The organism is Shewanella sp. ECSMB14102 (assembly GCF_000813075.1).
In the GTDB taxonomy this organism is placed as follows: domain Bacteria; phylum Pseudomonadota; class Gammaproteobacteria; order Enterobacterales; family Shewanellaceae; genus Shewanella; species Shewanella indica.
In genome coordinates this window covers 17,814-34,875 of the sequence record NZ_JWGX01000033.1, presented here as the reverse complement: position 1 = coordinate 34,875, position 17,062 = coordinate 17,814, and the positions used below count along the sequence as shown (strand labels likewise).

The following is a 17,062-nucleotide window of genomic DNA, read 5'->3' as shown; positions in this document are numbered from 1 at the left end:
ATTACCTGTGCCAATCTAAAAAAGGATGCCGCAGCATCCTTTTTATCAAGCCGTTAGCCGGAGCAACTTACTGCTGTTCGGCCGTCTGGTTTTCCGTGGTTTGCTTCAATAGCCGACTGGTCATGGTACCGGCGGTCATGGAGCCGGATACGTTCAAGGCGGTACGCGCCATATCAATCAGCGGCTCGATGGAGATCAGCAGCGCCACAATGGCCACCGGCAGTCCCATGGCAGGCAGGACAATTAACGCCGCAAATGTTGCGCCGCCACCGACACCGGCGATCCCGAAAGAACTGATAGTCACTATGGCAATCAAGGACAGCATGAAATGCAAGTCCAGTGGATCTATGCCCATGCTGGGCGCCACCATGACAGCCAACATCGCAGGATAGATACCGGCGCAGCCGTTCTGGCCGATAGTAGCGCCGAACGAGGCCGCCAGATTGGCAATGGCCGGCGGCACATTCAGCTGGGTCACCTGAGCCTCGACATTCAATGGAATAGTCGCCGCCGAACTGCGCGACGAGAAGGCAAAGGTCAGCACGGGCCAAATTTTACGGAAGTAGTCCAGCGGGCTGACGCCTACCATGGCCACCAGTATGCCGTGAACAACAAACATCAGCAGAATGGCGACGTAAGAGGCCAGAATAAAGCCCAACAAATTGAGCATATCGGCGCCGCTGGAAGAGGCGACCACCTTGGCCATCAGCGCGGCAATACCATAGGGAGTCAGCGCCATAATCATCTTCACCAGGCGCATAACAATCGCCTGTGCACCTTCAACAAAGGTCCGTATGGGCGATTCCAGTTGCTCTTTCTCATGCATCACCTTGCGGGCCGCTATCCCGAGGAGGATACCGAAAATCACCACGGCAATGATGGAAGTGGAACGGGCACCGGCCAGATCGGCAAAAGGATTTACCGGAATAAAGCTCAGCAGCATTTGCGGTACAGTCAGATCAGCAATCGAAGCCGCCTTGGTATCCAATACCGCCATTTGCGCCGTTTCCCGGCTACCGGCGATCAGCCCCTCGGCAGAAATCCCCGAGATGGAAGTGACCAGAATACCTATCAAAGCCGCTATGGCCGTGGTCGCCATCAGAATAAATATGGTCAGGGAGGAGATCTTGCCGAGCGAGCCGCCCTTATCCAACTTGACCACGGCCGCGACCATGGACACCAGTACCAGGGGCATAATCACCATCTTCAGCAATGCCACATAGCCACCGCCGACTATGGCAATCCAACTGAGCGTCTCTGCAGTGACCGGGCTGTCCACGCCGAAGTATGACTGCATCAGGAAACCATAGGCACTGCCGAGGATTAAGCCGATCAGCACCAGACGGGATAATTTGTGCTCTTTTTGCTGTTGGTGAAACAGAATAAACAGAACGCCGAGAAATACCGCAATGGCTGCGATAACTGCAATAGACATATGGAACCTTATACGGGAAACGGTATATAAAGAGAGAATCTACCGCATAATAAGCGCTAGTTTAAGCACGACAAAATATTAAGTTATTATTCTTTATAGCCTCTGATTATAAATGACCTGACTTAACCCCCACACAAAACGGCCAAATTTCACACGATACCGTACCAGCGCTAACAGAAAGTTACACAAAATAATCCCATCAAACCGTGCCCGGATAAGCTTGTTTTCATCATCCGGGGATATACTCCCGAGGCAGCCTTCGCTGCCAAATATAATAACTATCTGTATCTAAAGGAGACTTTCCGTGAAGAAGGTTGGAATTCTATTACTCTGCCTCTTGATGCCACTGGCATCGGCGTGGGCAGAGCCGGGCAAGCCCTTGTCGGTTGAGCTATTGTGGCAACTCAAGCGTATCGGTAACCCGGTAGTATCGCCCGGCGGCGAGCATATCATCGCCCCCGTGACCGAGTATGATGTCAAGGCCGACAAAGGGTCGACCCAACTTTGGTACTTTGATGCCGATGGCAAACATCAACGCCCACTGACTGCCGCCGGACTCAAGGTGAGCAACCCGGTATTTTCTCCCGATGGCAACACTCTGGCCTTTGTCAGCCAGCGCAATGAGGACGATGCCGGGCAGATCTATCTGCTGCCGATGAATGGCCCGGGTGAAGCCCAGCGGCTGACCGAGGTGCCTACCGGCGTGTACGGCATCAAATGGGTAGGTAACCATCTCTATTTCATCAGCAATATCTTCCCCGGGCAGGACTGGAAGCAGATGCAAGAGCAGCTGAAAGCCGACAAGGACAACAAGACCTCGGCCAAGCAGTGGAATGCTCTGCCCTATGCCCAGTTCGATCATTGGCTGGATGAACGCCGTCAGGCGCATGTGTTCCGAATTCCTGCCAAGGGCGGCGAGATAGAAGCCATTACTCAAACACTGGGCCATGAGCTGCCTCGTTCGAGTCAAAGCGCCGGCAGCTATGATGTGTCTGCCGATGAGAAACTGATCGCCTTCAACGCCTACGGCTCCGACAACCGGGTCGATCCCAAGCTGGATATCTTCCTCGGCAAGATAGGCGCAGACAAGGCAGAAAACCTGACACCGGACAACGAAGCGCCCGATAGCCGCCCAAGCTTCAGCCCTGACGGCAAGACGCTGGCCTTCACTCGCCAGAAGATCCCGGGTTTCTATGCCGACACCTCCAGGCTGATGCTGCTGGATATCCACAGCCGTAAGCTCAAGACCCTGACCGCCAATTGGGACAGATCTGTGTCTCAGTTCAGCTGGACGCCGGATGGTAAAGGCTTCTACGCCGCCATTGATGATGCCGCCACCAGCCGTATCTATCATATTGATGCCAAAAGCGGCAAAGTGAAGGCGATCACCAAGGACACCAACTATGGTCAGCCGCAGATAGGCAAGAAAGGCACCCTGATTGCCCTCAACGACAGCTTCCTTTATCCGGCGCGACTGCTGGCGATCAATCCCAAGAACGGTAAAGGCCAAAGGCTGGAGCAGTTCAATGATGAACTGCTCAAGGATGTGGATCTGGGCAGCTATGAGTCTGTGACCTACAAGGGTTACAACAACCAGGATATCCAGATGTGGGTGCACTACCCACCGGGTTTCGATCGCAGCAAGAAGTACCCGCTGTTTATGCTGGTACACGGCGGCCCACACAACGCTATCAGTGATGGTTTCCACTATCGCTGGAACGCCCAGACCTTTGCCTCCTGGGGTTATGTCACCGCCTGGCCCAATTTCCACGGTTCCAGCGGCTTCGGCCAGGAGTTTGCCGATGCCATCAACCCGGACTGGAAAAACAAGTCTCTGGATGATGTCCTCAAGGCAGCCGACTGGTTTGAACAAAAGAGCTGGATCGACAGCGATCGCATGGTGGCCGGTGGTGCCAGCTACGGCGGCTATCTGACCTCCATCATCCTCGGGCAGAAACATCCGTTCAAGGCGCTGTTGATCCATGCCGCCGTGTACGACATGTACTCCCAGATGGCTTCCGACTTCGCCGTGCACAGCACCCGCTTCGGCCATTACTGGGAAAAACCGGAGATCTACCAGTCGATTTCACCCCATTACTTTGCCGCCGGTTTCAATACACCGACCCTGGTGAGCCATGGTCAGCTGGACTACCGGGTGCCAGTGGGGCAAGGTTTTGAGTTGTTCCGCACCCTGCAAAGCCGTGGAGTGGAATCGCGGATGATTTATTTCCCCGATGAAAACCACTGGATCATGAAGCCCAACAACTCCATCTATTGGTATAACCAGGTCAAAGACTGGATGACCCATTATGCCGAGCCGGGCCCACGTTAATCGTCGATAATCGGCATCCAAGCAAGAAGGCGACTCAGGGTCGCCTTTTTTAGTGCCAAAAATGAGCCTAAATATAAGCTGCAACAACTAAGAGGCACCATCAATCCATCACTCAATAATTTTCCAAACTTCAAGATACTGTCATTCAAACAAGAAACCGCATAACAAGCGGTATTGCTGGCGACACTTTTTATCCTTGGGTACCATTGAACAATAAAGAAGCGCCTGGACATGCCGGCGCCAGGGAAAATGGATACCTGAATGGAATTGAGATACGCGTTGCTGTGCCTGTTTTTGCTACTAACCAGCCTAAAACTATTTGCATTAGAGCAGGTTAAGCTTCCCGTTATTAATATAGAACAAAACAGCGTCGCGCTCGAAAAGTTCAAAATCGGCTATTTTATTGATAACAGCCAGAACCTTGGCTTTGAGCAGGCACGCCAGAAACCTTTCGGCGTAACCGATAATGTCACCACTTTGGGTACCAACGCCAGGGTCACCTGGTTCAAGCTGATACTGCACAATAGACTCTCGCAGGAAAAGCCGCTGTTGTTGCACCTGCCCCATGCCTACCATGTGCAGCAAATCGACATCTATGAGGAAAGCGGCCAACAACTGCAGCGACACGAGCAGTTGGATCTCGAACAGGCCGCCGACAACCCACTTATGTATCGGGGCACAGTGGTCTACCCACTGACTCTGGCGCCAGATCAGATAACAACCTTGTATATTCGTAGCCACGCTTACTCCCATCAATGGTTTGCCATGACACTGATGGATGGAGAAAATTCGCGGCGCGCTCTGGTGAGTACTCACTATGATATTGCGATCATGGTGGGGATGTTGCTGGCGCTGGTGTTCTACAACTGCCTGCTGTATTTCGCCAGCAGCAAGAAAGAGAACATCTACTATTCGCTGTACCTAATCTCCGGTCTGGTGTGGATTGCCTTGTCCTATGGCCTAGTCGCCAGCGTGTTCAACGCCTACGGCTCGAACGTCTTCATGCTCAATCTGTCGCTGCTCACCATGCCGATTTTCCTGCTGCTGTTTATGACGGCTATCTTCGAAACCAGGCAGTTCTACCCCACAGAGCACAAGGTGTTGCAATTGTTGTTGTTGCTGCTATTTGCCATTCTGATTTGGGGGCTGTTTGATATCTCAGCGGCACTCAAACCCGCCAGCAGCCTGGCAGCACTCATGATGCTGGTGACCTTCTCTGTGAGTATCTCCCTCTATCGCAAGGGCAACCCCCTGGTGAAGTACTTTCTGGTGGGCCACAGCTTCTTCGTGATCTTCAACGGCATAGCCGTGCTCTTCTACAAGGGCTTGATCTCTCCGAGCTATCTCAGCAGCCACGGAGTCGGCATAGGCATTATGCTGGAAGCCCTCACCCTGGCGTTTATCATCTCCTATAGGATCAAAATTCTTGAGGATATTCGCGCCTCGCAGGAAGAGCTTAAACGCCAGGCGGCCACCGACCCTCTGACCAAACTCTATAACCGGCGCTATTTCTATTCCGAAGCCGACTATCAACTTAAGCTGGCCGGCCGCAATGGCGAGGCTATCTCTGTGCTTATTCTGGATATAGACAGTTTCAAGCAGATCAACGATAACTTTGGTCATCACTTGGGCGACAGAGTGATAGTCGCCCTGGCCAAATTATTGAAACAACACTGCCAAGGAGCCGAGATGGCGGCCCGCTTCGGCGGTGAAGAGTTCGTGATCTTGCTTCCGGGAGCCTCCCTAAGCCAAGCCTTGCAGCGAGCCGAGCAGCTGCGCCTCAATGTCGAAGCTATGCAGCTAACCGCCGACACGGGAGACAGGATAAGTTGCACCATAAGCTTGGGCGTGGCCGAGGTTGAAATTGCAACAGAATCGATAGAAGCGGCCGTAAAACGAGCCGACCGCGCACTATACCAAGCCAAAAACAGTGGCCGCAATCGGGTCGTCGCCAATTCAAGCGCTAGCGACCAAGGGTTAATTACCGACATTGAAATCAATCCAGGTCTTTAAGTGTTTGCAGCCCCAATTGCCGCATCTGCTGCTGGATCCAGTCGGCGCGGCGGTTCATGTAAGCACTAGGCGGATTGATTTGATATTGCCAGGGATTGGGTAACAAGGCGGCCAGCAAGGCCGCCTCGCGGGACGACAACTGAGCGGCGTTCTTATGAAAATAGTATTGCGCCGCCGCTTCAACGCCGTAGATCCCCGGGCCGAATTCAACAATATTCAGATACAACTCAAGGATCCTGGGCTTATCCAACACCAGCTCCAAAAGCAAGGTGAACCAGGCTTCAGCCCCCTTGCGAATAAAGCTACGCGAAGACCACATAAACAGGTTCTTGGCGGTTTGCTGGCTCAAGGTGCTGGCGCCTCTGAGGCGCTCCCCCTGAAGCTTATCTTCTATGGCAGTCTGAATCGCCTTGAGATCAAAACCGGAATGAAGGGCAAAACGCTGATCTTCACTGGCGATCACCGCCAGCTGCATATTGGCAGATATCTGAGTCAGCGGCTGCCACTGATGCTGCACCTGGCGCTGTACCTGTGTTACCGGCGCCGGTGGAAACCAATAGCGTTCAATACGCCAGCTCCACAGCGGTGGGTTAACAAACTTAAGGGCAATCACCATCAGCAGAGACAGTATCATCAGCCCCAACAACAGTTTTATCAGCCAGGCCGTCAGTCGCCTAAACCATCCCTTTTTCGCGGCCAAATTCGCTCCTGATAAATAAGCCCACCTGAAACTGAGTGCACTTGAAACTGAGTGCATCTGAAACTGAGTGCACCTGAAACTGAGTGAGCCAGGAAACCCTCTGTGAATAATAATTGAGTATTTTGCCAGGTGCGAACCCGGCCCAAAATTCCAATCTGTAAGCTTATCCGGCGCACCAGAGAAACTCAGCGGCCCTCATTTCCCCTTAGCCAAGCTCTAATACCCCTAGCTTATTAGTCAGCGCTCATGAGTCAGCGCCAAAGCGGCCGCACTCAAGAAAGCTCTGTACCGCCGCCAGCGTATCCTGATGCCAATGTATGGCCTTATGGCACAGGGGCAACACCAGCCAATCACTGGCATCATCACAACGGGTAGAAGCCAGGGGTACCCGGCCATCGGACTCGCCGTCAATCAAGGCGCCCAAGGGATCCTGAGTCCCACTGCCGGCGATGATCCCAAGATGAGCCCGGCTATCCATGCGCCAGCTTGCCCAGCGCTGCCCCGGCAGCAAAGATTGCAGCGGCTGAAATAGCCGGGAATATCCCGGAAGCTTATCGGCCAGGCTCGCCAGCGGTGAACCATCATGGGGCGTGGCAATAAACACACTGTGACCCAGATTGCCGGGCGGCTGCTCTGCCAGCAGTTGCCGGACGATTAAGCCTCCCATACTGTGAGCCACAAAGTGCACTCTGGGATACTGCTGCCATTTCTGCTCATCCAGCGCCTGGCGCAAGGTCACTACCGCTTGTTGCAGTGAGCCGAAACGGGTGGGTAATCTGGGGCACAGGATCCTGTATTGCCGAGCCAAGCCTTGGGCCAGAAACCCCATATCACGTTCATCTTTATTGAAGCCATGCACCAACACTACCAAGGCTTTGTTGCTATCTAGCATCAAGCAGGCTGACTCTTGAGCCACTGCTGAAATGCCTGTTTGGGCATAGCACCGGCCTGCTGGGCTATCATTCGGCCATTTTTGAACAGCATTATGGTCGGAATGGAGCGGATCCCATACTGGGCCGCCAGCGCTTGCTGAGCCTCGGTATCCAGCTTGCCGAACCGAAACTCCGGCTCCAGTTCGGCAGCGCTCTGCTCGAATATGGGAGCAAACTGTTTGCAGGGTCCACACCAGCCGGCCCAGAAATCCACCACCAACGGCAGCTCTGACTTATGGGCATGGTTGGCAAAGTTGGCATCAGTCAGTTCTACTGGAAGGCCTTGAAACAAAGGCTGCTTACAATGGCCGCACTTAGGGCCTTGAGACAGGCGTTCTTCCGGCACCCGGTTCATTCCAGCGCACTGGGGACATGCAATCAACATAGGATTCTCCTCTCAAGCGGCGTTATCGCCGCACACTGTAAAATAGGGGGACGATATTAAACCGATTCAAGTCAGATGAGGTCGCAACGCGGCCAATACCTGAGGATAATCGGCCTGATTATCCAAGGTCAGACTCAGATAGCCATCGCCGCGAAAAGCCCGGTCCAGCTCCAACAAGATATGGGTTTGCTTTCCGGCAGGTACCAGGGTGAGCTCCACTTCACGCAAAAGGCGGATCCCAAGCCCTGCGGGCACAAACTCCAACTCCTGATAGCAACCTGAACCACTGCGAAACCCAGAGGTGTTGATATAGCCTTGCTCGACATCGGCTTTTTTAAGGACAAAGCCCAACTCTTCCATGGCCTGCAGCAGGTGCAGCAACAGCTGGGTAGGCTGGATCTGCAGCAGATCCTGATCGCCCGGATCTATAGCGTAATCTATCGCCAGCCCGGTTTGCAGCCAGACCCGGCATTGATTGTTACGCACCGGCAACTCGGTAAATGGGGTCTCAGGATGCAACTGACCGATAAAAGGCAACTCTCTCACCTCTCCGGCCTGAAGTTCAAAGCCCTCGCTGATGCGCCAGCTGGCCAGACAATGATTGATAAAATGACTGCTGTCGCCATCACTGACCTTAACCCGAGTCATAAGGGCCAGCTCCAGGCCGGCAATACTCTGGCTTACCTCGCCGCCCTTGAGCACGATTCGGGCTTCGAAGGTTTGCCCTGGTTGCAGGTTGGCATTGAGTAAGCGGGTATCGACACTGGCGCCGCCAACGCCAACTGCAGCGAGCAATTTCTTAAACATCCTCTGTTCCTGATTTACTTAAAAGGCCTTGCCGCATTTAAGCCCCTTTTCTTCGGCGAGTAAAGGGTGGGCGCATCGGCTGTAAATTCCCAAACCCAATAAGCAGGCAGCAACGAAATCATTCTGAGCCAGTTAAAAACCAAAAGCCGGCAAAATCATCGTCCTAATCAGGGATGGCGTAAACAGACTTCTGCCAAAATCGGTGTATGGTCGCTCGCCTGGGCATCCAGCTCAAACTGCGGCCGCAGCAGGTGCCTGTCATAAACCCGGTAATCCACCACTTCAGCCAGGCTATGCTGGCTACGGGCATCAAACTCCTGACTCAACAACAGATAGTCGATCACCCCGCCTTGAGAGCCGTGAAAATGGGTCACGGGCCGAGTCACTGTCACTCGCTCGCCACTTTGCTCAGAAGCTTCTCGCCAGAGCTGCCAGGCGTCAAACAGCTGAAAATGCGCCAGCTGCAGTTTCAGCCTTTCATCGGGCAGGCCGTAAAGGCCCGCGGCGCGAATATCCCCGTTATAGAGCTGCCCGACACCCACCAACAGCCCCTTGAGTTCACTGGAGTCTATGCCGGCGTTAAAATCCCCCATCAGTACCACAGCGTTGCCGCTTTGCTGGCGCCGCTTGAGTATCGCCTGATACAACAACATCGCCTCACTGCCACGCTGCAAAGTGGCTGACCAGCGGCCCAGCGCACTCTCGGCCAGCAGCCCGGCGGCACCTTGCTGCTCGACCGCGCCCTTGGGCAACTTATTGCGTGGTGATTTGAAATGCACCACATAGGTATCACAGTGGCCGATCCCAGGCAGCATCAAGGTGGCTCTCAATATCTGACGACTGCTTTGAAACTCATCCTTGAGCCCCAGTGAAAATGCCAGTTCGGCATCCAGCGCCACCGCCGCCAGGGAAACGATTGGATAACGGCTTGCCAGAGCTACTACACTCTTGCGGGCAATAAAGCCTTCTATGACCGGCGAATCCACCAGCGCAAAGTGGGCAAGACCGGCAGCCTGACACAATTCACGCAGCGGCTCGGGGCTGAATACCTCCTGCCAGCCCACCAGATCTGGCTGTGCTTGCTGCAGCCAGCGGGCTATCCAGTCGCACTTTTGTTGCCACTGTCCTTGGGTATAGATGTTGTTGAACTCATGAAACGCCAGCGGCGGCATGGCAAAATTGAACAGATTCAGGCTGGCGATACGGATATTGGAAGACATGAAAAGCGCTGCGGCTCCGGTAACCCTACTGAGTAATAGTGTTGATATTAAGCCGCTGCTGGGATTTGTCCAATAGCCCCCCAAAAAACAACTTCCCGGCTACCCATTCCCCCCAATGGCGCCCAATAGCACAACAAACAAACAACAAAAAGCCGCTATTTGTGGCTAAACAACCCTGTTTAACGCGCTTTTTCAATCTCCCGCTTGACTTGTTTGCTTGCAACCATACAATCGCCGCTTAATTAACCATACGGAGACCCACTGTGGACACACACATAGGTGACAGTAGATGCCCTGTCAGTCAGACAGGATTATTTGCCCGGCACTAGTCTGCAGCTTCGCAAACTACTGCCGAGCCTGGCAGTAGCGTATTAAAGAATCCTTTTTTCCGTTACTCCCCATAAAAACCTTGTTGAGCTTGACATGCTCACGTATGCCGCAGTGTTCTCCTGTGGCTGCAAACTAATGCAACCACAAAGGTTTTTACTTAGGACAGCCTTGCTGCCCCATCTACGACCTTGAGTGTTCCCCCACACAGGAGGAACAAACATGACACTCAGATATACCACTTGGCTGCTGGGCGGCCTGCTCTGGCACGGACAACTGCATGCCGGCATTCAGTTGCTGGAAGATCCCGACATCGCCACAGTAACTGAGCTGGCAATCGACTGGCAGCGGCAAACAGGCAACAACGACTTTGCCCTGGGGCTCAACCAAGCCGTCTTTGGCGGCGAATTGGCGCTGGAACTGCAAACAGACAACCGGGATGCCCCCTGGGACAGACATGAGAGCCGCGGCTGGCAGCTGGGCTACAAACAACCGCTGGCAACAAACGGCTTATCCCAGGTTCAGACTCAGGCTCTGGCACTGGAGCTGGGGCGTCATCACAGAGATGGCTGGCAGGGCCACGCCCTGGTCAGTAGCGATCTGCCGATTGCCACCCAGGGCTTCTTTGTGCGCAATAACTTAGGGCTGAGCCTGGAGTCGGGTGAAGGCCCGGCGATGATTTTTGGCCTGGGAGCCGGCTTCAAAGTACAGCAACACACCCTGCTATTTGAAAACCAGTATCTGGGCCAAGGCGACTATGGCTACCAGCTACTCTGGCAAAACCAACCCAACGCCCGTTGGCAGTGGCAACTGGGTTATGGCAATCAGTATGGCGGTGGCGCCCGCCAATTTGGCGCCGGCCTACAACTTTTCTTTTCTTGATAGCTCATTGGGAGAATGACCTATGAACAGCAACAACATCATACTCAACCTGCATCTGATCCTGACCAACAAAGACGCCAAGGCGATGCAGATGCTGGCATCTGAGCTTCATCCTGCGGACATAGCCGCCGTGCTGCCGACCTTCGACTGCCAGCAAACGGCCTCAATACTGACCCTGTGCCAGCCCAAAACCGCGGCGGCGCTGCTGCGGTATCTACCCCATCAGCAGCAAAAGCTGCTGGCAGAAGCGCTGGATCATCAAACCCTTGGGAAAATTATCATGGAGATGGCAGCGGACGAGCGCGCCGATCTCTACAACGAGTTGGAGATTGAGCAGCAGGCCCTGCTGCTGCCCACTCTGGCCAAGGCGGAGCGCGAGGATATGCGTACCCTGGCGGCCTATGATGACTCCAAGGTCGGCTCCATTATGACCTCTGACTATGCCCTGCTGCGGGTCAATCAAACCGCGGAAGAGGCCATAGACAGCCTGAGGAAAGTGGCCGCAGATCTGGAAACCATCTACCAGACCTATGTGGTGGATGAGCGCGGCCGCCTGATAGGCAATGTGTCGCTGCGTCAGCTCATCATCGCGCCGCCCAAGGCGTTGGTGAAAGAGTTTATGAAAGAGCAAACCATTGCCATAGAAGCGGAAGCCCTCAAAGAAGAAGCGGCGCAGATGATAGCCCACTATGACCTGCTGGCGCTGCCGGTAGTCAACGGCAAAGACCAACTGGTCGGCATAGTCACTTATGATGATGCCATGGATGTAGCCAGTGCCCAGGCCGATGCCGAATTCAACAAACACGGCGCCGTGGGTCAATTGGCCTGCTCTTTTAAGGAAGCCAGCATTGGCATGCTTTATCGTAAGCGAGTCTTTTGGCTGGTATTGCTGGTGTTCGGCAATGTGTTATCCGGCACTGGGATCGCCTACTTTGAAGATACCATCACAGCCTATGTTGCTCTGGTGTTCTTCTTGCCACTGCTCATCGGCAGCAGCGGCAACGCCGGTTCGCAGTCTGCCACCTTGATGGTCAGGGCACTGGCCACCGGGGAGGTCGTCCTCAAAGACTGGCTGTCGCTGCTAGGCAAAGAGCTGTTTGTGGCCGGTTTACTGGGTGCCACCATGGCGATTGCGGTATTTACCCTGGGTTATTGGCGTGGCGGCGATATCGCCCTGGTGGTCGCTCTGACCATGCAACTTGTGGTGATTATCGGCAGCCTGATAGGCATGTCCCTGCCCTTCTTGCTGAGCAAGTTCAAGTTGGATCCGGCCTCGGCCAGCGCGCCGCTGGTGACTTCGATAGCCGATATCATAGGTGTCATCGTCTACTTCAATGTCGCCACCGCTATTTTGGATTTTCCGCCTGTCAGTGGTTAATTGACCTTGGCATAACCTATGGAAACCTAGGTTATGCCAGAAAACGCCTTGTCATGGCTGAACAATTTCATCCAAACTCACCGTGGATCGGCTGGTAAAATGTAAGTCAATTATCAGCCAAGCAAGATCCCCGGCTTTCCATCCAAGGAGCGGGCAATGGCACGGCGCTCCTCTGCTTCAGTGAAATCTTTGCTCAGAATGCTGTCCACATAGAACCACTCGCTGACCACCTCTTCGCTGCTGAAGGTCAGCGTCATATAACCCCGGTTCAACAGGTTGGCGTATTTAAGGTCATCCACCAGCCCTACAACGGCCGCCTCTGTCGCCGGGATCTGCTCTGGTGGCAGGTTGAGGTAGTACTCAAGCCCAGGGGAGGAAACCGAACTGGTGGCAAACTCAACCCCAACCATGTTGCCATCTTTGTCCTTGAGATCATTGGCCCAGGCATTGTGGGTATCACCGGCAATCACCACCAGGTTTTTACCCGAGGCCCTGGCAGTGGCCAGCACAACTTCACGTTCATAGGCATAGCCATCCCAGGCATCCAGGTTGTAAGGAATCGACGGCAGTTGCAACAGTGCCAGCACTTCCGGCGTCAGTTTAGCTTGGTTGGCAGCCAGATAGGTCAGTTCCGCTTGGGTCAGTGTCGGATCGCCGGCCTGAGCACGAGCCGCCAACTGGGCCAATGCCGCCAACTCGGCAAACTGCGGAATAGACAGCTGCTGAGTGGCTATCGCCGCCGGCAACATCATCCGCCCCATCAGAATCTGCTGCCCCAAAAGCTGCCACTTGGCGCTGGATTGCAACAGTTTCCCCTGCAGCCACAGCAGTTGGGTCTGGCCCAGAAGCGTACGCTGAGTGTCGGTCACGTCGGCGAGAAACTGCTTATCGTTGAAAGCGCCGGTAGCCGGATCCAGATAGTTACCATAGTCCAACTGTTTATCACGGGCCAACACCCGGGTATCCAGCATATGCAGATCCAGCAGATCGCCGAAGCTGAAACTGCGGTAGATCTCTTCATGATTGCCCTCGCGCCATGGGCGGATAGGCAGCCATTCGAAGTAAGCCTGCAATGCCGCCTGTTTACGGGCATCGAAATCCCCTTCCCCTTGGTTATGGTTTTCGGCGCCATCCTTCCAGGTGTCGTTGGCCACTTCGTGATCGTCCCAGACGGTAATAAACGGCAGCTTGGCGTGCAGCTTCTGCAAACTGGCATCGCCGCGATACTGACCATAGCGGCTACGGTAATCGCTCAAGGACAGCAGCTCTCCCGCCGGCAACACCTCCCGGCCCAGCTCGGCGGCATGTTCACTGGCATAGCCACCACGGCCATATTCATAGATATAGTCGCCCAAGTGCAGCATGGCGTCGAGATCGTCCCGCTGCGCCGCCAGTTCATAGACATTGAAGTAACCGGCCGGGAAATTGGCGCAGGACATCACCGCCAGTTTAACCGAATCGACCGCGCCCTCGGGCAGGGTCTTGGTCATACCGACCGTGGATGTCTTGTCACCCGTCATAAAACGATAGAAGTAGCGGCTGCCGCTCTCCAGCCCTATGGCATCGACTTTAACCGTATAGTCACGCTCGGCATTGGTCACCATTTCACCTGTGGTCACCAAGTCGCTGAAGGCACCATCACGGGACACCTGCCAGGATACTCTGACATCCCCCGCCGTTTGCGGTGTAACCCGGGTCCAGATAATCACGGCATCCTGAGTGGGATCACCGCTGGCGACACCATGAAGAAAATCGGCGGCGACTGTATTGTCATCATTGTCACTGGAGCAGCCCATCAGGCCGTATGAAAGCACGGCAGCGCCAACACCTTTGGCTGAGAGGGCAATAAAGTCACGACGGGAGAAGTTACGGGTCATTGTTATTATTCCTTTAAAAACGCTTCATCATGCTGGTATGAGGTCGGATGTCCAGATTGTGAAGTCAAACTATTGCACAATTGTGACAAACAGGTAAATACCTATTGGTATTCAAATGAATTCAGTAAGTTAAATAAAATGATGCCCGCTTTAAGCCCCTTAACTTGCAGACATTGATAACAGGGGGCAAAATGCCTTACAGGACAGATAATTAGCCCTATCAGGGCCCTGCTGAAGGAACAAAACAATGAAAGTCAAAGACATCATGAGTACCCAGGTGGTGTGTATCAGTGATGGCGCCAGCGTCAAGGACGCCCACCAACTAATGCATTCCCGCGGCGTACGCCATCTGCCGGTGATCTCAGAAACCAGCGGCACTCTGGTTGGAATACTTACCCATAAGAAGATGATTGCCACAGTAGTCAATCTGCTGACCCGCTACGGCCAGGGGGCGCTGGAACGAAAGGAACGCGGCACCCTGATAGCCGATCTGATTGAAACCGACTTTGAACCACTCATGGCCGATGCGCCGCTGACTCAAGTGGTGGATTATTTTATTGCCAACAAGCATGGCTGTCTGCCGGTTGTGGACGAGCACAACAAGGTGCAGGGCATAATCACCTCTTCTGACTTCGTCAAACTGTGCCGGGAATTGCTCAAGGCCTGAATCCATCAAAAAAGCGTGCTTAAAGCACGCTTTTTTGGACAGAGCTTTGGTTCAAGCTGAATCTATTAAATGAACCAGGTCTTAGATCTTAATTCTTAGGCCTCTGGTTCTATCTTATTGATACTGCCCTTATAGCCGGTTTCATCCACCGCCTTTATCAACGCATCCATATCAAAGCCTTCAGGCACTATCACTCTGGCCTGTTGGGTCTTGAGCGAGGACTTGGCCTTAATCACGCCCTCTGTCTTGCGCAGCGCCTTGTTGATTACCGTGACACACAAAGGGCAGGTCATGCCTTTAACATCCAGGGTGACCACCAGATTGCCCGCCCAGGCAAACGGCGTGCACAGCAGCAGTAAAACCAGTAACAAGCTTCTCATTCAAACACCTCTAACAGCCAAGGTAATACAAAAGGGTAAAGTTGAAATGCCAATACCACAGGCACGGCCAGCCAGTAGAGCAGTAACATACTGGTACGGCTCATGGTCGCGGTGCACAGGGGCTTTTTGGAAAAATACAAACGCCAAAAGCCCAGGAGGATCAACAGAGTCGACAGCGCCAACATAGGCACTTGCAGCCAGCCCAGCTGTTCAACACCCGACAGCGAGGCCGCCGATACCCCAAACACCAGATAGATCAGCGGCCCAATACAGCACAGACTGGAGGCGACAGCGGCAACAACGGCGGCCGCCAGTGTCGCCAAAAAACCCTTAGAGCTGTTCTGTTGACTGGAAATCATAGGCGAAAACTTTAGGGTCATAATAGTTCACAGGGTCGCCATCCACTTCGGCATAAGGATAACCAAAGTTGTTCAGCGGCGTCTGCTCGGCCATGGGCGCCAGATCAAAGTCACGACCGAAGTTGAAACCAACCCAGTTCATTTCCCAGTTACCGAACAGATAGTCGTTGACCGCCTGCACATCGGGATCCTGGTGTTGCTTGTTCTCGGTCAAACGCATCTTGGTCACATCCGCAGGGTCGGCCGGCAACCAACCGTAACCCGCCAGATAGAACATGGCACGGCAGTGCTGACCACCACTGACCTTGGCCAGGCCATTGGCATCACTGCTACCGAAAGCTTTCTTGGAGTATTTGCCCATCTTAATAGCCTGTCCGACCCGGATCCCGAACATCTCCCGCGCCGGAATACCGGCGGCGCGAGCCAAGGCCACAAATACCGAGTTGATATCAGTACACTTACCCCCCAGTTTGCCGCTCTCGAGAATAGTGGCCACATCACCTGTGCCGCAGCCGATAACGTCATTGTCGCGGAACATATTGGCACTGACCCAGTTGTAGATAAGGCGGGCCTTTTTCAGCGGGTCGGTTTCCTTGCCAACAATCTTGTCTGCAGTCTGCTTCACTATTCCATCAATGGGCATATGCTTGGTGGGCAGCAGATAGCGCTCCACATCCACCGGGTACTGGATAGTTTTTGGGGCGCGATAATGCTCGAGTTCACCGTTTTTCAGCGGTTCCCAGTCGAGGGTTTCCAGCTCCATCACCAACTGCAGCTCCATCTTGCCTTTGGCATCAGGCCAGGTGGCAAACAGTGTCTTGGCACCATAACTGTTATCGGCAGTGATATAGGCGTCCTGGAAATTGCCTTTGAAGTTCAGCTTACGAACTTGCTGAAACTGAGTGTCTTCCACCAGCGGGATCCACAACTTGACCACGCCCTCTGAGCCCTCGGGTGCGATCAGTTGGTAATCTTGAGTCAGGGTGAAGTGTCTGCGGCCGTCAGCGGAATAATGCTCGACGGCCTTGGTCTTCGATGTGGCCGCCATCACAGGGCTGATGATACCGGCCGTCGACAAAATAGCCGCAGTTTTTAAAAAATTGCGTCTCTGCATTATTCAATTCCTTACGTTTGATTAACAGACGAGTCAATGAGGTGCCCGCTGGCGGGCCGAAGCATTATAAGTGGCGGCCCCTGGCACCGCAACAAAGCCGCAGACGCAAGGGCCGTGCAGCCAGAGTCATCAGTAAGGTGGAATAATAAGAAAAATTAACAAGTTTGCGAGACAAAACAACCATATTGGTCATCTTGTCTCGCCTTGAGTTTTACCAATGTAAAGCCGGTATGGCAGAGGGAAAAACCGGCGCC

The 17,062-nt window shown here is 53.8% G+C and carries 15 protein-coding genes; 5 read left to right on the top strand and 10 right to left on the bottom strand.

What is annotated here, in order from left to right:
• Nucleotides 1-67: 67 nt before the first annotated feature.
• A complete protein-coding gene (locus RC73_RS12545) occupies nucleotides 68-1,435 on the bottom strand; it encodes an L-cystine transporter (RefSeq protein WP_039034959.1) in 1,368 nt (455 codons plus the stop codon).
• A 304-nt stretch (nucleotides 1,436-1,739) separates the two neighbouring features.
• On the opposite strand from RC73_RS12545, the gene RC73_RS12540 reads away from it, so the two are divergent.
• Nucleotides 1,740-3,767, top strand: a complete 2,028-nt coding sequence (locus RC73_RS12540) for a S9 family peptidase (protein ID WP_039034958.1) — start codon at nucleotides 1,740-1,742, stop codon at nucleotides 3,765-3,767.
• Between the two features lie 261 nt (nucleotides 3,768-4,028).
• On the top strand, nucleotides 4,029-5,780 hold the full coding sequence (locus RC73_RS12535) for a sensor domain-containing diguanylate cyclase (RefSeq protein ID WP_071476741.1): 1,752 nt from the start codon (nucleotides 4,029-4,031) through the stop codon (nucleotides 5,778-5,780).
• Here RC73_RS12535 and mtgA read toward each other — a convergent pair.
• The 5 genes from mtgA to RC73_RS12510 all read right to left on the bottom strand — a co-directional run bounded on the left by mtgA (nucleotide 5,764) and on the right by RC73_RS12510 (nucleotide 9,824).
• A complete protein-coding gene (gene mtgA / locus RC73_RS12530; protein ID WP_039034957.1) occupies nucleotides 5,764-6,480 on the bottom strand; it encodes a monofunctional biosynthetic peptidoglycan transglycosylase in 717 nt (238 codons plus the stop codon). The genes RC73_RS12535 and mtgA overlap by 17 nt on opposite strands.
• A 244-nt stretch (nucleotides 6,481-6,724) precedes the next feature.
• Entirely contained in the window at nucleotides 6,725-7,372 is a 648-nt protein-coding gene (locus RC73_RS12525; RefSeq protein ID WP_052248176.1) for a lipase family alpha/beta hydrolase, read from the bottom strand.
• Entirely contained in the window at nucleotides 7,372-7,797 is a 426-nt protein-coding gene (gene trxC, locus RC73_RS12520; RefSeq protein WP_039034956.1) for a thioredoxin TrxC, read from the bottom strand. The genes RC73_RS12525 and trxC overlap by 1 nt, the downstream gene beginning before the upstream one ends.
• 66 nt (nucleotides 7,798-7,863) lie before the next feature.
• Complete coding sequence (locus tag RC73_RS12515; RefSeq protein WP_039034955.1) at nucleotides 7,864-8,604, bottom strand: sporulation protein; 741 nt, start codon at nucleotides 8,602-8,604, stop codon at nucleotides 7,864-7,866.
• A gap of 167 nt (nucleotides 8,605-8,771) precedes the next feature.
• The gene (locus RC73_RS12510; protein WP_052248175.1) at nucleotides 8,772-9,824 is read right to left on the bottom strand and encodes an endonuclease/exonuclease/phosphatase family protein; all 1,053 of its coding nucleotides are present in this window, start codon (nucleotides 9,822-9,824) and stop codon (nucleotides 8,772-8,774) included.
• Nucleotides 9,825-10,373: 549 nt separating this feature from the next.
• On the opposite strand from RC73_RS12510, the gene RC73_RS12505 reads away from it, so the two are divergent.
• Together RC73_RS12505 and mgtE are read left to right on the top strand one after the other, a co-directional pair.
• Entirely contained in the window at nucleotides 10,374-11,033 is a 660-nt protein-coding gene (locus RC73_RS12505; RefSeq protein WP_039034954.1) for a hypothetical protein, read from the top strand.
• Between the two features lie 22 nt (nucleotides 11,034-11,055).
• A complete protein-coding gene (gene mgtE / locus RC73_RS12500) occupies nucleotides 11,056-12,411 on the top strand; it encodes a magnesium transporter (RefSeq protein ID WP_039034953.1) in 1,356 nt (451 codons plus the stop codon).
• A 113-nt stretch (nucleotides 12,412-12,524) separates the two neighbouring features.
• Here mgtE and RC73_RS12495 read toward each other — a convergent pair whose 3' ends face one another.
• On the bottom strand, nucleotides 12,525-14,288 hold the full coding sequence (locus tag RC73_RS12495) for an alkaline phosphatase D family protein (protein WP_039034952.1): 1,764 nt from the start codon (nucleotides 14,286-14,288) through the stop codon (nucleotides 12,525-12,527).
• Between the two features lie 247 nt (nucleotides 14,289-14,535).
• Between RC73_RS12495 and RC73_RS12490 the strand changes: the two genes are divergently transcribed.
• The gene (locus RC73_RS12490; RefSeq protein WP_039034951.1) at nucleotides 14,536-14,955 is read left to right on the top strand and encodes a CBS domain-containing protein; all 420 of its coding nucleotides are present in this window, start codon (nucleotides 14,536-14,538) and stop codon (nucleotides 14,953-14,955) included.
• 95 nt (nucleotides 14,956-15,050) lie between these two features.
• On the opposite strand, the gene RC73_RS12485 is transcribed toward RC73_RS12490, so the two are convergent.
• The 3 genes from RC73_RS12485 to RC73_RS12475 are packed head-to-tail and all read right to left on the bottom strand — an operon-like array spanning nucleotide 15,051 to nucleotide 16,808.
• Nucleotides 15,051-15,335: a heavy-metal-associated domain-containing protein gene (locus RC73_RS12485; RefSeq protein WP_025011288.1), complete on the bottom strand. Its 285-nt coding sequence runs from the start codon at nucleotides 15,333-15,335 to the stop codon at nucleotides 15,051-15,053.
• Nucleotides 15,332-15,649: a membrane protein gene (locus tag RC73_RS12480; RefSeq protein WP_039034985.1), complete on the bottom strand. Its 318-nt coding sequence runs from the start codon at nucleotides 15,647-15,649 to the stop codon at nucleotides 15,332-15,334. Before RC73_RS12480 ends, RC73_RS12485 begins: the two co-directional genes overlap by 4 nt.
• Before the next feature lie 16 nt (nucleotides 15,650-15,665).
• Nucleotides 15,666-16,808: a transglutaminase-like domain-containing protein gene (locus tag RC73_RS12475; RefSeq protein ID WP_039034950.1), complete on the bottom strand. Its 1,143-nt coding sequence runs from the start codon at nucleotides 16,806-16,808 to the stop codon at nucleotides 15,666-15,668.
• Between the last annotated feature and the right edge of the window lie 254 nt (nucleotides 16,809-17,062).